Here is a 14,221-nt window from a genome sequence, read left to right on the forward strand (position 1 = left end):
GATGCCGGCCGGCGCTGGAGGGGTGCCGCCTGGACCGCAGATGTGGTGGGGGCGGGTTGGCGGGAAGCGAAGCTTGGGCTGGACGGGCCTCGTCCTCAGGCGCCGGACGGGCTGGAGATGCGGGCCGGGGGTGTCAGCCCACCAGGCGCAGTCGCTCCCCGCACACCCCCACCCGCACCGTCTGCCCCCACGTCAGTTGCACCGCATCCCCCTCCATCCCGTCCCCGAACGCCACCAACCGCTCCGACTCCACCGTGAGCCGAAGCCCTGACCCTGCCGCCAACTCGCCCTCCACCAACGACGTTCCCGTGACCGGCGAGGGCCACGCCTCCCGGACGAACCACAGCAGGCGGTCGTCGGTGGGGCGGGGCAGGGTCAGGGTGGCGCCCCGTTCCTGCCACACCGACCGCAACCATCCACTCGCCCCGGTCCCTGTTCCCACCAGTACCCCGGACGAGGCCTGGGCCTCGACGGCACCCCTGTCGTCGTCGAGGCCCAGGCTGTACCGGACCGTCTGGTGGCCGGGTGCCCCGAGGTAGATCTCGTTGAGGGCGACCAGCCGCTGTGTGTCGTCCGCGACGGCCTCGACCATGGTGAGTTCGTCGACGCCGGTGTCCCGTGCGAGCACCGCGGGCAGCAGTCCCGCCATGTCTCCCGGCCGGTGTCGCACCAGCACCCCGGGATTGCGCCCGGGATCGGTGTCGACGCCCAGAACCGGCTGCCCCGTGAGGTACTTGGCGACATTCGCCACCAGCCCGTCCTGCCCGACCACGACGACCACGTCCTCGGGAGCGAAGAGGAAACGGTCCAAGTCGGCTCGCTCTACCCGGCTCTGACGCCATGTCAGGGGAATCGCCGCCGTCACCTCCGCCATGGACCGGCGGGTTCGGCGGTGGCGTTCGGCGACCTCCTCGATGTCCCGTCCCCGGGAGCGCAGGAAGTAGGCGGCCTGGCCGTGCGTGCCGTGCCGGGCCACCAACTCCTCGTACTCCGTGGTGCGGTGGACCAGGACGGCCCGCGGAGCCAGGCTCACTCCCGCGCTCCTCCCAGCCTGGCGAGCAGGCCGGTCAGTACGTCCGGTGACACCGTCAGGCTGTCGATGCGGGGCAGGTTCTCGGCGAGCCGTGTGCCCGTCAGGGCGTGCAGCATGGCCACATCCGCGTCGGCGTGGGCGTGCAGCCACGCCGTCTGGGCCTGGGCCCGTGCCTCGCCCACCCCGCGCACGCTCGCGGCCTCGGCCTCGGCCAGCCGTACCACCCGCGCTGCCTCGGCCTGGGCCCGTACCGCGTCGGCCGCCGCGTACTCCTCGGCCTCCCGGCGGGCGTTCGTACCCCGCTGGTCGACCAACTGCTCTTCCCTCCGGGCGAGTTCGATCTGGCTGGCCAGTTCGTTCTCGGCGATGGTCCGCTCGCGTTCGACGGCCACCGCACGGCGTTCGTACGTCGCCCGGTCGGCCTCCTGCTGGATCTGTTCGCGGGCCGGAGTCCGCAACGCCCGCTCCACCTCGGGCTCCGGCCGCAGGGCCACCACCCGTACGGCCACGACCTCGATGCCCGTGGCCGGCAGGCGTGGCTCGGCGGCCAGTCCCGCCGCGACCCGTTCCCGCACCGACGCCACCCCGTCGACCAGCGCGGACGCCAGTGCCGTACGGGCCAGGACATCCAGGGCGTGCTGCTGGGCCGTCTCCGTCAGCAGTGTCGCCAGCTGCTCCAGGGGCGCGCTCCGCCAGACGCCTGTGTCCGGGTCGACGGAGAAGTCGAGGCGGGTGGCGGCCAGGGCGGGGTCGCTGACGCGGTAGGTGACGGTCGCCTGGACCGCGACGTCCTGGAAGTCGGACGTACGGGCGTGGAAGGTCATTGCCAACTCCCGGTCGTCGACCGGGACTTCGGAGAGTGTGGCGGTCAGGGCACGGAACCAGAAACTGAGCCCGGGACCGTCGTGCGCCAGTCGGCCGGAGCGGTGGTGGCGGATGTGGGCCGTGGGTGTGCCACGCAGATGGCGCCAGCCGAGGCGCCGGGTGATGTCGGCCATGTGCCTGTCGTCCATCCCCTCGTCCGGTGCGGGAGTGTCTGCGCACAGGCACTCCCGCACCCCTTGTCGTCATGTAGACGATATCTGCTCCGCTCGCTTATCGTCAAGGGGACGAGATGGAGAGGTGGGGCGGGGAGGGTTATCGCACGTATACCGCCGACCAGCGGGTGAACAGGGTGCGAAGTGGTCAGGATGGAGGCATGGGATTCCATGTCGACTCCGAGGCCGGGCGGCTGCGCCGCGTCATCCTGCACCGGCCGGATCTAGAGCTCAAAAGGCTCACCCCCAGCAACAAGGACGCGCTCCTCTTCGACGACGTCCTGTGGGTGCGCCGTGCGCGCGCCGAGCACGACGGCTTCGCGGACGTGCTGCGCGACCGGGGCGTCGTCGTCCACCTCTTCGGCGACCTGCTCATCGAGGCCCTGGCGATCCCGGCGGCCCGCACCCTCGTACTCGACCGGGTCTTCGACGAGAAGGAGTACGGGCCGCTGGCCACCGACCATCTCCGTGCCGCCTTCGAGGGCCTGCCCGCCCCCGAGTTGGCCGAACTGCTCATCGGAGGCATCACCAAACGCGAGTTCCTGGCCGCGCACGCGGAACCGGCCTCTGTCCGCTTCCATGTCATGGACCTGGACGACTTCCTTCTCGGCCCCCTCCCCAACCATCTCTTCACCCGGGACACCTCGGCCTGGATCTACGACGGCGTCTCCATCAACGCGATGCGCTGGCCGGCGCGCCAGCGGGAGACCGTCCACTTCGAGGCGATCTACCGGCATCACCCGCTCTTCCGTGACGAAACCTTTTCCCTCTGGTCGGAGGGTCAGGCGGACTACCCCTCCACCATCGAGGGCGGGGATGTCCTCGTCATCGGCAACGGCGCGGTACTCATCGGTATGAGCGAGCGCACCACGCCCCAGGCGGTCGAGATGCTCGCGCACAAGCTTTTCGCCGCCGGTTCGGCCGAGACGATCGTGGCGCTCGACATGCCCAAGCGGCGTGCGTTCATGCACCTCGACACCGTGATGACGATGGTCGACGGAGACACCTTCACCCAGTACGCAGGCCTCGGCATGCTCCGCTCGTACACCATCGAACCGGGCGTCGGGGACAAGGAGTTGAAGGTCACCGACCATCCGCCGGAGCACATGCACCGGGCGATCGCCGCCGCGCTCGGGCTGAGCGAGATCCGCGTGCTGACCGCGACCCAGGACGTGCACGCGGCCGAGCGTGAGCAGTGGGACGACGGCTGCAACGTCCTCGCCGTCGAGCCGGGTGTGGTGGTCGCGTACGAGCGCAACGCGACCACCAACACGCATCTGCGCAAGCAGGGCATCGAGGTGATAGAGATCCCGGGCAGTGAGCTGGGGCGGGGGAGGGGCGGTCCGCGCTGTATGAGCTGCCCGGTGCAACGGGATGCGGTGACGTAGCGGTGTGGGGTGGGGCTTGTCCCTGCCCCGCCTCTCGGTGGGTCGGGGTCGGGGTCGGGGTCGGCTCGGTGGTCTCGAATACCTGACCGCATAGAAATGTAATGAGTCGTATAGACTTCCATTCGTCTGTGTCCTGTACGCCCTGCCGGATCACCTGGAGCGCCCCCATGGCGACTGTCCCGACCGCCCTCGCCGGGCGCCACTTCCTCAAGGAGCTGGACTTCACCGGGGAGGAGTTCCGTGGGCTGCTCGACCTCGCCGCCGAGCTGAAGGCGGCGAAGAAGGCCGGGGCGGAGACGCGGTACCTGGCGGGGAAGAACATCGCCCTGATCTTCGAGAAGACCTCGACGCGTACGCGCTGCGCGTTCGAGGTCGCGGCGGCCGATCAGGGCGCCTCGACGACGTACCTCGATCCGTCGGGTTCGCAGATGGGCCACAAGGAGTCCGTGAAGGACACCGCGCGGGTGCTCGGGCGGATGTACGACGGGATCGAGTTCCGTGGTGACAGCCAGGCGGCGGTGGAGGAGCTGGCCGCGTACGCGGGCGTACCGGTGTTCAACGGTCTGACCGACGACTGGCACCCCACCCAGATGCTGGCCGACGTGCTGACGATGATCGAACACGGCGGCGGCAAGCCGTTGAAGGAGATCGCCTTCGCCTACCTCGGCGACGCGCGCTTCAACATGGGCAACTCGTATCTGGTCACCGGCGCGCTGCTGGGCATGGACGTACGGATCGTCGCGCCGCGGGCCTACTGGCCCGCCGAGGACGTCGTCGCCGGCGCGCGGAAGCTGGCGGAGGCGAGCGGGGCGCGGGTGACGCTGACCGAGGATGTGCCGGAGGGTGTGCGGGGCGTCGACTTCGTCGCCACCGATGTGTGGGTGTCGATGGGGGAGCCGAAGGCGGTGTGGGCCGAGCGGATCGCGGCGCTGGCCTCGTACGCCGTCACGATGGATGTCCTGCGGGCGACGGGGAACGCGGACGTGAAGTTCCTGCACTGTCTGCCGGCGTTCCATGATCTCGGTACGAAGGTCGGGCGCGAGATATACGAGACGTACGGGCTGGAGTCCCTGGAGGTCACGGACGAGGTGTTCGAGTCCGCGCACTCGGTGGTGTTCGACGAGGCGGAGAACCGGCTGCACACGATCAAGGCGGTGCTGGTCGCTTCGCTGGGGTGAGGGTCGCGTTCCGGGCGGTGGTTTCTCGCCCCCGCCGCCCGTACCCGTCCCTCCCCCAGGGGGGGGACCCCCACTGGGGGCTGCGCCCCCAGACCCCCCTTTCGCGCTGAACGCGCTGGTCCTCAAACGCCGGACGGGCTGGAAATGCCGGCCGGCGTTTGAGGAGTTACGCGCGGCGCCACTGGGCCGGTACCACGGGTACCCGGAACCACACCGCCTTGCCCGAGTCGGTGGTCCGGTGGCCGCACGACGAGCTGAGCGTTCGGATCAGCAGCAGCCCCCGGCCATGTTCCTGCCAGGGATCCGGCTCCTCCGACAACGGCCGCGTCAGATTCCCTGGCGGCGCCGGGTCGGGATCGTGCACCTCGACCTGGCAACTGGTCGGCAGCAGCTCCACCACCAGCTCTATCGGCGTGTCCCCAGCCGTGTGTTCCACGGCGTTCGCGACCAGCTCGGCGGTGAGCAGCTCCGCCGTGTCGCAGTCCGCCGCCGCGTGCTCCAGCTCGGTCAGAGCCGTGCGGACCAGCGCGCGGGCGACAGGCACCGCGGCGGCGGTGTGCGGCAGGGCGATACGCCAGGAGGCGGGGGCGGGGGGTTCTTGCACGGCGGTTCCGTTCATGGAGCAGGCTGTCCTGCTTTCAACAATAGGGATGGTGCGGCGAGGTCCGGCAGAGGTACTGGTCGGGCAGAGGCACTGGTCCGGCGCCGCACGGGACTTTCGGCCCCGCTCACCGTTCGGCTTACCCAGACCAACGGCCCGTCTCCCACGACCACTCCCACTGTTACCGCGTTATTGACTTCTCGTGACGTGACCAGATCACCGAAACAGGCCGTCACCGGTCGGCATATCGCGCACTCATGACGACAGTCACATATGAGTGATAACTTCGTTGGACAGTCGTCCCCCGTTCGACGAGGAGGCCCGCGCATGAGTCCCTTCACCGGCTCGACCCCCCGCACCTCCACCTGGCACCACCTCCGCGTCGACCTCGCGCCCACCGGCGTGGCCACCGTCACCCTCGCCCGCCCCGAGAAGCTCAACGCCCTCACCTTCGGCGCCTACGCCGACCTGCGCGACCTGCTCGCCGAGCTGTCCAGGGAGCGGTCGGTACGGGCGTTGGTGCTGGCCGGAGAGGGCCGCGGTTTCTGCTCGGGCGGCGACGTCGACGAGATCATCGGCGCCACCCTGTCCATGGACACCGCCCAGCTGCTCGACTTCAACCGGATGACCGGGCAGGTCGTCCGGGCCGTAAGGGAGTGCCCGTTCCCGGTGATCGCGGCGGTGCACGGGGTGGCGGCGGGCGCAGGCGCGGTTCTCGCGCTGGCCGCGGACTTCCGTGTGGCCGATCCGTCCGCGCGCTTCGCGTTCCTCTTCACCCGGGTCGGCCTCTCCGGCGGCGACATGGGCGCCGCCTACCTGCTGCCCCGGGTCGTCGGACTCGGCCACGCGACCCGCCTCCTGATGCTCGGCGAACCGGTCCGGGCGCCCGAGGCCGAGCGCATCGGCCTGATCAGCGAACTCGCCGACGAGGGCCGCGCCGACGAGGCGGCCCAGAGGCTGGCCCACCGCCTGGCGGAGGGCCCGGCACTGGCGTACGCGCAGACGAAGGCCCTCCTCACCGCCGAACTGGACATGCCGCTGGCGGCAGCCGTCGAACTGGACGCCACCACCCAGGCCCTCCTCATGACCGGCGAGGACTACAAGGAATTCCACGCCGCGTTCACCGAAAAACGCCCCCCGAAGTGGCAAGGCCGATGATGTCGACCTCACCTGTCACACCGACGTCAGGGGCAACGGACCCAAGGGCGCGGGGCGGTATCGATTTGCGGCTCCGCCGCGATGGGGGTCCCCCCGGTCGAGCGAGGCCGAGAGTGGGGGAGCGACCAGCCACGCACAACCAGCAGCCGCCCGACAGGACCAGCCACCCCCGACGCATCGCGATAATCGGCGGCGGCCCCGGCGGCCTCTACGCCGCCGCTCTCCTCAAACGCCTCGACCCCACCCGCGACATCACCGTGTGGGAACGCAACGCCCCCGACGACACCTTCGGCTTCGGAGTCGTCCTCTCCGACGAGACCCTCGGCGGCATCGAACACGCCGACCCCGTGGTCTACGAGGCCCTCCGACAGCACTTCACCCGCTGGGACGACATCGACATCGTTCACCGGGGCACCCGCCACACCTCCGGAGGACACGGCTTTGCCGCCCTCGGCAGACGCCGGCTCCTGGAGATCCTGCACGCCCGCTGCCGCTCGCTCGGCGTCGAGCTGCGCTTCCGTACGGAGGCGCCCTACCCGGAGTGGCTGGCGGAGACGTACGACCTGGTCATCGCCGCCGACGGCGTGTACAGCACCACCCGCGAGGCCTACGCCCAGGAGTTCCGCCCCCGGCTGACCAACCACCGCTGCCGCTACCTCTGGCTCGCCGCCGACTTCGCCTTCGACGCCTTCCGCTTCGAGATCGTGGAGACCGGGCACGGTGTGATGCAGCTCCACGGATACCCGTACGCCGCCGACGCCTCGACCGTGATCGTCGAGATGCGGGAGGAGGTGTGGCGGGCGGCAGGGTTCGACGAAACGACAGCGGATGTCCCCGCATCCGTCGACCGCTGCGCCAAGATCTTCGCGGACGCCCTCGGCGGACGGCCGCTGCGCGCGAACAGGTCCGCGTGGACCACCTTCCGTACGGTCGTCAACGACCACTGGTCGTACGGCAACGTCGTGCTCCTCGGGGACGCCGCCCACACCGCCCACTTCTCCATCGGCTCCGGCACCAAGCTCGCCGTCGAGGACGCCCTCGCGCTCGCCGCATGTCTGGAGGAGCGGCCGACCCTGGCCGAGGCGCTGGCGGCGTACGAGGAGGAGCGGCGGCCCGTTGTCGCCTCCACCCAGCGGGCGGCCCGCGCCAGCCTGGAGTGGTTCGAGAACCTGCCCCTCTACCTCGACCAGCCGCCCCGCCAGTTCGCGTTCAACCTCCTCACCCGCAGCCGCCGCGTCACCCACGACAACCTGCGGTTGCGCGACCCGCACTTCACCGCCGCAGTCGAGCGGGAGTTCGGCTGCCCGCCCGCCACCCCGCCGATGTTCACGCCCTTCCGGCTGCGCGGGCTGACCCTCCGCAACCGGGTCGTCGTGTCCCCCATGGACATGTACTCGGCCACGGACGGTGTACCCGGCGACTTCCACCTCGTCCACCTGGGTGCCAGGGCACTGGGCGGCGCAGGCCTGGTGATGTCCGAGATGGTGTGTGTCAGCGCCGGGGGACGCATCACCCCGGGCTGCGCCGGCCTCTACACCGACCGACAGGCGGAGGTGTGGCAGCGCATAGCCGCCTTCGTGCACTCCCAGGCCCCCGGCACCGCACTCGGCATCCAGCTCGGCCACTCCGGCCGCAAGGGCTCGACGAAGCTGATGTGGGAGGCCGTCTACGGCGCCGAGCCGCTGGAGGAGGGCAACTGGCCGCTCGTCGCCGCGTCGCCGATCCCGTACGGGCCCGGCAGTCAGACTCCGCAGGAACTGACGCTCACACAACTCGGCACCATCCGCGAGCAGTTCACAGCAGCCGCCCGACGAGCGGCCCGCGCGGACTTCGACCTCCTCGAACTCCACTGCGCCCACGGCTACTTGCTCTCCGGCTTTCTCTCCCCGCTCACCAACCACCGCACCGACGCGTACGGCGGCCCGCTCGCCGCCCGGCTCCGCTTCCCCCTCGAAGTCTTCGACGCCGTACGGGAGGTGTGGCCGGAGGACCGCCCCATGGCCGTCCGGATCTCGGCCACGGACTGGGCCGACGGGGGTACCACGGCCGAGGACGGCGTCGCGATCGCGCGCGCCTTCGTCGCCCACGGAGCCGACGCGATCGACGTGTCGACCGGCCAGGTGGTGGCCGACGAGCGTCCGGAGTACGGCCGTTCGTACCAGACCCCGTTCGCGGACCGCATCCGCCACGAGACGGGCACCCCGGTGATCGCGGTCGGCGCGATCTCGTCCTGGGACGACGTCAACTCCCTGATCCTGGCGGGCCGTACGGACCTGTGCGCGCTGGCCCGCCCCCATCTCTACGACCCGAACTGGACCCTGCACGCGGCGGCCGAGCAGGGGTACGAGGGTCCGGGCGCCGTCTGGCCGGCGCCGTACCGGGCGGGCAGCCGACGCCCGCGCACCGGACGCACGGACGACCCCAAGCCCCGTCTCACACTGGGAAGTTGACCCTCACAACCCGAGACCGTTCACACGAGCCCCCGCTCCGCCAGTACCGCGTACACGGCGTACACGGACTCCGTTGGTCACACGCCTGCGAATGTCGCCCCCGCGTCCCGCAGCCGTGCGTGCAGCCCCTGGAAGACGGCCGCCGAGCGGACGCCCGGCCAGTCCGCCGGGAGCAGGTGGGCGGGCAGGCCGGGGTCGGTGTACGGCAGGTGGCGCCAGGAGTCCAGGGCCACCAGGTAGTCGCGGTACGCCTCCTCGGGCGGGGTGTCCGCGCGCTTCTCCCAGGCGTGCAGCACGCGCGCGTGCTGGTCGAGAAACGCCTCGTGCTCCTTGGCGATCGCGGCCAGGTCCCACCAGCGGGAGACCGACTCGACCGTCGCGGCGAAGCCCAGGTGCTCACCGCGGAAGAAGTCGACGTACGGGTCGAGACGCAGCCGCTCCAGAGTGTGGCGGGACTCCTCGTAGAGGCGCGCCGGGGCCACCCACACGCCCGGGGCCGCCGAGCCGAAGCCGAGTCCGGCCAGCCGGGAACGGAGGACATGGCGCTTCTGGCGCTCCGACTCGGGGACGGAGAACACGGCGAGGACCCAGCCCTCGTCGGGCGGGGGCGGTGCGGCGGCGTAGACGCGCCGGTCACCGTCGTCGAGCAACTGACAGGCTTCCGGTGAGAGCTCGTATCCGGCCGCGCCCTGCGCCGTACGGGCCGGCAGAAGCAGGCCGCGCCGCTTCAGACGGGACACGGACGACCGTACGGAGGGTGCGTCGACGCCGACCGCGGCGAGGAGCCGGATCAGCTCGGCGACGGGTACCGGGCCGGGCATGAAACGGCCGTACGCGCCGTAGAGCGTGACGATGAGAGACCGCGGGGCGTGCTGTTCGGACACGTTGATCATTTTAGGCCGCCGGAATCACTGCTGCTCGCCATTTCCGCTGGTCAACTACCTCGGGTGGATGACTTTCGGTCAAGATCACTTCAGGGTGGGGTCAGGTCGGCGTCAGATCGGCCTCGCGTCGGTGCGCAGCCGGAAGCGCTGGAGCTTGCCCGTCGCCGTCCGTGGCAGGGCGTCCAGGAAGACGATCTCGCGCGGACACTTGTACGGCGCCAGCTCCCCCCTGACGAACGCGCGCAACGCCTCCGCGTCCCGCCGTACGCCCTCCCTGAGCACGGCGTACGCCACCACGACCTGCCCGCGTGCCTCGTCGCCGCGCCCCACCACGGCCGTCTCCACGACGTCCGGATGACGCAGCAGCGCCTCCTCGACCTCCGGGCCCGCGATGTTGTACCCGGCCGAGATGATCATGTCGTCGGCTCGGGCCACGTACCGGAAGTAGCCGTCGCTCTCCTGGACGTACGTGTCCCCGGTGATGTTCCAGCCGTTCCGCACATACGTGCCCTGGCGCGGATCGGCGAGATACCGGCACCCGACCGGACCGCGCACCGCGAGCAGCCCCGGCGTGCCGTCCGGTACGGGCTCGCCGTTCTCGTCCTGCACGCGCGCGTGCCACCCCGGCACCGGAATCCCGGTCCTACCGGGCCTGATGTCCTTGTCGGCGGCCGAGATGAAGATGTGCAGCAGTTCGGTCGCGCCGATGCCGTTGATCAGCCGCAGGCCGGTGCGCTCGTACCAGGCCCGCCAGGTGGCTTCGGGCAGGTTCTCGCCCGCCGAGACACAGCGGCGCAGCGAGCCGGTGTCGTACGCGTCCAGCTCGTCGAGCATCGCGCGGTACGCCGTCGGCGCCGTGAACAGCACCGAGACGCGATGCTCGGCGATGGCCGGCAACAGCTGTTTGGGGCCCGCCTGTTCGAGGAGTAGCGCGCTGGCTCCGGCCCGCATCGGGAACACCACCAGACCGCCGAGCCCGAAGGTGAAACCGAGCGGCGGACTGCCCGCGAACACGTCGTCCGCACGCGGCTTCAGCACGTGCCGCGAGAACGTGTCGGCGACGGCGAGCACATCCCGGTGGAAGTGCATGCACCCTTTCGGGCGGCCGGTGGTGCCGGACGTGAACGCGATCAGCGCCACGTCGTCGGCCGCGGTGTCCACGGCCGGATACGGGGTGCCGGGCACCGGACGGTTCAGCAGGTCGTCGAGGCCTTCGCCGCCGTACGTCGTGATCCGCAGCCCCGGTATCTCCGCCTTGGCGAGGTCGTCGAGGGCCCGGACGTCGCACAGCGCGTGCCGTACCTGGGCGATCTCGCACATCGTGCTCAGCTCGTGCGGACGCTGCTGGGCCAGCACGGTGACCGCGACCGCGCCCGCCTTCAGCACGGCCAGCCAGCAGGCCGCGAGCCAGGGTGAGGTGGGGCCGCGCAGCAGGACACGGTTGCCGGGTACGACCCCGAGATCCCGGCTCAGGACATGCGCGACCCGGTCGACGCGGGTGCGCAGCTCGCTGTACGTCCACACCTCACCGGCGGCGGTGCGGAACACCGGGCGTTCGGCCGTGGGACCGCTCAGCAGCTCGGCCGCGCAGTTCAGCCGGTCGGGGTAGCGCAGCTCGGGCAGATCGAGGCGGAGGTCGGGCCACTGGTCCGGGGGCGGCAGATGGTCGCGCGCGAAGGTGTCGACGTGGGCCGAGGGGATCCGCCGGGCGGCGTCGACGCGCTCCTCGGGAACACTGCCGTTGCCGGGTTGCCGGGGCTGCGTGGAGTCCCTGGGGTCCAAGGCGGGTCGCCCCCTTGCCGTGATGGGCGTACTGGTGGGCTCGCAGAACGAGCGTATCGTGTTGGTGACGACAGTCAACGGTGCGCGATATCGTCGGAGGAGGGGTCGCGACCGGTGGCCTCGGAGGGAGGACCGGCGATGCCCGCATTCTCGCTCGAACCGGCCCAGGCCGCCTGGTGTGCCGAGCTGCGCGCGCTGGCCGCCGACCGGCTGCGCCCGCTCGCCGAGAAGGGTGAACCGGGTCGCGTCAACCGTCCCCTCGTCGCCGAACTCGGCCAACTGGGCTTGCTCTCCCGCCTGTTCACCTCCGGCGCGCTCGACCTGTGCCTGATGCGGGAGTCCCTCGCCCACGCCTGCACCGAGGCGGAGACCGCGCTCGCCCTCCAGGGCCTCGGCGCCCACCCGGTCCACGCCCACGGCACCCCGGCCCAGCGTGAGCGCTGGCTGCCCCGGGTGAGCGAGGGCAGCGCGGTGGCCGCGTTCGCGCTGAGCGAGCCGGGCGCGGGCTCCGACGCGGCGGCCCTGTCACTCACGGCCGCCCCCGACGGCCCCTCCGGCTGGCGCCTCACCGGCGAGAAGTGCTGGATCTCCAACGCCCCCGAGGCCGACTTCTACACCGTCTTCGCCCGTACGACAGCGGGGGCGGGGGCCCGTGGAGTCACGGCATTCCTCCTTCCCGCCGACCGGCCCGGCCTCACGGGCAGCACCCTCGACATGCTCTCCCCGCACCCCATCGGCGCCCTCGCCCTCGACGCCGTGCCGGTGACCGCCGACGACGTCATCGGCGAACCCGACCACGGATTCCGGGTTGCCATGGGCACGTTGAACCTGTTCCGGCCGAGCGTCGGCGCCTTCGCGGTCGGCATGGCCCAGGCGGCCCTCGACGCGACCCTGGCCCACACTGCCCAACGGGACGCGTTCGGCGGCAAGTTGAAGGACCTCCAGGCCGTCGCCCACCAGGTCGCCGAGATGGCCCTGCGCACGGAGGCGGCCCGGCTGATGGTCTACGCGGCAGCGGCGGCGTACGACGAAGGCGCCCAAGGAGTCCCGGGGCGCGCCGCGATGGCGAAACTGCTGGCCACCGAGACCGCGCAGTACGTCGTCGACGCGGCTGTCCAACTGCACGGCGCGCGGGCACTGCGGCGCGGCCATCTCCTCGAACACCTCTACCGGGAGGTGCGGGCACCGCGTATCTACGAGGGGGCGAGCGAAGTCCAACGGACGGTCATCGCGAAGGAGTTGTACAAGGGCGTGAAGGGCGTGAAAGGCGTGAAGGGTTTGGACGAAGGGGCGGGTGCCGGATGAGTGTCGAGCGCGTCAATCCGGTCGGCCTCTCGCCGCCCGCAGGCTTCTCGCACGCCGTCGTCGCCACCGGCTCCCGGCTGGTGTTCCTCGCGGGGCAGACCGCGCTCGACGCCGACGGGAAGATCGTGGGGGACACCCTGCCCGAGCAGTTCGAACGGGCCCTCGGGAACCTGCTCGCCGCACTGCACGCGGCCGGCGGTACGCCCGCCGACCTGGCCCGGGTCACCGTGTACGCCACGGACGTCGCCGAATACCGCGCCCAGGCCCATCAACTCGGCCATATCTGGAAGAGGTTGGCGGGACGCGACTACCCGGCGATGGCGATCGTCGGGATCGTCCGGCTCTGGGACGAACGGGCCCTGGTCGAACTCGACGGCTTCGCGGTGCTGCCGTAGCGAGCCGGTGAGCCGGGGCCCTGTTTCCCGGGTCGGTCAGGCCGCGGCCGTCAGACGGTGCGGGGTGATCACGCTGCCGTCGGGCAGCAGCTCGCCGGTGTCGTCGAAGACGATCGCACCGTTGCACAGGAGGTTCCAGCCCTGCTCGGGGTGGAAGGCGACGATGTGCGCGGCGTCGCGGTCGGGGCGGTCGGCCGAGGGGCACGGGGGCTGGTGTGAACACATGGTGTGCCTCCGGATCGGATGCTGGTGCTCGGGTGCGATGCGGTGATGCGTGATGCTGTGACTCGATGGTTCGATGGTTCCTTGCCACTTCTGACGATGCCCGTGCCGGGGGCCCGACGCCAAGTCGTGTCGGGGAAGCGTGACACCACGCGGACGTGCTGTGACACCACCCTGACATTCGGAAATGATCCGAAAAGCGTGGCAGTCGGAGTGTGCGACTCGCCGACGAAGGGGTGATGATCACGCGCGCGGGCGCGTGGGACCAGTACCTGTGGACTCCCCCCAAGGAGGTTTCCCCATGTCACTGTCCTTCGCGCCGTCATTCCCGGCCTTCTCGTACCTCTCCCGTGCCGCGGCCGTCGTCGCCGGCGCCGTGCTGCTGACCGTGGCCCCGGCCGCGACGGCGGCCCTGGCCGCGGACGAGGGCTTCGACCAGGTGACGGTCGAATCCGGCAGCATCACGTCCGACGGCGAGCTCACGCTCTCCGGCAGCTACCGCTGCCTCAACACCGGCGACTCCGTCCGCGTCGCGGCCTCGATCGAGCGCGGCGAGAACGTCTGGTACGGCATGGACAGCATCCCCGCCAGCTGTGACGGCTCCTGGCACCAGTGGTCGAACACGAAGGCCACCGAGCCGGGCGCCCACGAGCCCGGCCCGGTGCGGGTGAAGACCAGCCTGGTGGAGTTCCGCCGCTCGGGCTTCATCCCGCTGCCCACCGTCCACTCGGAGCAGGTCCAGGAGGTCGTCCTCACGCAGGTCTGATCCGCGCGCCCGGCCCGATGGG

The 14,221-nt window shown here is 70.9% G+C and carries 13 protein-coding genes; 7 read left to right on the forward strand and 6 right to left on the reverse strand.

Annotated elements, in window-relative coordinates:
* Nucleotides 1-133 precede the first annotated feature (133 nt).
* Together G3I56_RS21365 and G3I56_RS21370 are read right to left on the reverse strand one after the other, a co-directional pair.
* The gene (locus G3I56_RS21365; RefSeq protein WP_164411247.1) at nt 134-1,033 is read right to left on the reverse strand and encodes an NAD(+)/NADH kinase; all 900 of its coding nucleotides are present in this window, start codon (nt 1,031-1,033) and stop codon (nt 134-136) included.
* The gene (locus G3I56_RS21370) at nt 1,030-2,031 is read right to left on the reverse strand and encodes an SPFH domain-containing protein (protein WP_164411329.1); all 1,002 of its coding nucleotides are present in this window, start codon (nt 2,029-2,031) and stop codon (nt 1,030-1,032) included. Before G3I56_RS21370 ends, G3I56_RS21365 begins: the two co-directional genes overlap by 4 nt.
* 200 nt (nt 2,032-2,231) lie before the next feature.
* Between G3I56_RS21370 and G3I56_RS21375 the strand changes: the two genes are divergently transcribed.
* Both G3I56_RS21375 and argF read left to right on the forward strand, forming a co-directional pair.
* Nucleotides 2,232-3,458, forward strand: coding sequence for an arginine deiminase (locus G3I56_RS21375; protein ID WP_164411249.1), 1,227 nt, complete (start codon nt 2,232-2,234; stop codon nt 3,456-3,458).
* Between the two features lie 167 nt (nt 3,459-3,625).
* Entirely contained in the window at nt 3,626-4,636 is a 1,011-nt protein-coding gene (argF, locus tag G3I56_RS21380; RefSeq protein WP_164411251.1) for an ornithine carbamoyltransferase, read from the forward strand.
* Nucleotides 4,637-4,802: 166 nt separating this feature from the next.
* On the opposite strand, the gene G3I56_RS21385 is transcribed toward argF, so the two are convergent.
* A complete protein-coding gene (locus G3I56_RS21385) occupies nt 4,803-5,255 on the reverse strand; it encodes an ATP-binding protein (protein ID WP_164411253.1) in 453 nt (150 codons plus the stop codon).
* Between the two features lie 309 nt (nt 5,256-5,564).
* Between G3I56_RS21385 and G3I56_RS21390 the strand changes: the two genes are divergently transcribed.
* Entirely contained in the window at nt 5,565-6,395 is an 831-nt protein-coding gene (locus G3I56_RS21390) for an enoyl-CoA hydratase family protein (protein WP_164411255.1), read from the forward strand.
* Nucleotides 6,395-8,845, forward strand: coding sequence for a bifunctional salicylyl-CoA 5-hydroxylase/oxidoreductase (locus G3I56_RS21395; RefSeq protein ID WP_164411332.1), 2,451 nt, complete (start codon nt 6,395-6,397; stop codon nt 8,843-8,845). Before G3I56_RS21390 ends, G3I56_RS21395 begins: the two co-directional genes overlap by 1 nt.
* 77 nt (nt 8,846-8,922) lie before the next feature.
* Here the strand turns inward: G3I56_RS21395 and G3I56_RS21400 are convergent, their stop codons facing one another.
* The gene (locus G3I56_RS21400; RefSeq protein WP_164411257.1) at nt 8,923-9,738 is read right to left on the reverse strand and encodes a PaaX family transcriptional regulator C-terminal domain-containing protein; all 816 of its coding nucleotides are present in this window, start codon (nt 9,736-9,738) and stop codon (nt 8,923-8,925) included.
* 102 nt (nt 9,739-9,840) lie between these two features.
* Nucleotides 9,841-11,430, reverse strand: a complete 1,590-nt coding sequence (locus G3I56_RS21405) for an AMP-binding protein (RefSeq protein WP_164411334.1) — start codon at nt 11,428-11,430, stop codon at nt 9,841-9,843.
* Nucleotides 11,431-11,649: 219 nt separating this feature from the next.
* On the opposite strand from G3I56_RS21405, the gene G3I56_RS21410 reads away from it, so the two are divergent.
* A complete protein-coding gene (locus G3I56_RS21410; RefSeq protein WP_164411259.1) occupies nt 11,650-12,816 on the forward strand; it encodes an acyl-CoA dehydrogenase family protein in 1,167 nt (388 codons plus the stop codon).
* Nucleotides 12,813-13,211 (forward strand): RidA family protein, encoded by a 399-nt coding sequence (locus G3I56_RS21415; protein ID WP_164411261.1) that lies wholly within the window; start codon nt 12,813-12,815, stop codon nt 13,209-13,211. The genes G3I56_RS21410 and G3I56_RS21415 overlap by 4 nt, the downstream gene beginning before the upstream one ends.
* Before the next feature lie 36 nt (nt 13,212-13,247).
* On the opposite strand, the gene G3I56_RS21420 is transcribed toward G3I56_RS21415, so the two are convergent.
* The gene (locus G3I56_RS21420; protein WP_164411263.1) at nt 13,248-13,436 is read right to left on the reverse strand and encodes a DUF5999 family protein; all 189 of its coding nucleotides are present in this window, start codon (nt 13,434-13,436) and stop codon (nt 13,248-13,250) included.
* Between the two features lie 298 nt (nt 13,437-13,734).
* On the opposite strand from G3I56_RS21420, the gene G3I56_RS21425 reads away from it, so the two are divergent.
* Nucleotides 13,735-14,199, forward strand: a complete 465-nt coding sequence (locus G3I56_RS21425) for a DUF6299 family protein (RefSeq protein WP_164411265.1) — start codon at nt 13,735-13,737, stop codon at nt 14,197-14,199.
* The last annotated feature ends 22 nt before the right edge of the window (nt 14,200-14,221 follow it).

The sequence above is a fragment of the Streptomyces sp. SID12488 genome, assembly GCF_010548275.1.
Classification (GTDB): Bacteria; Actinomycetota; Actinomycetes; order Streptomycetales; family Streptomycetaceae; genus Streptomyces.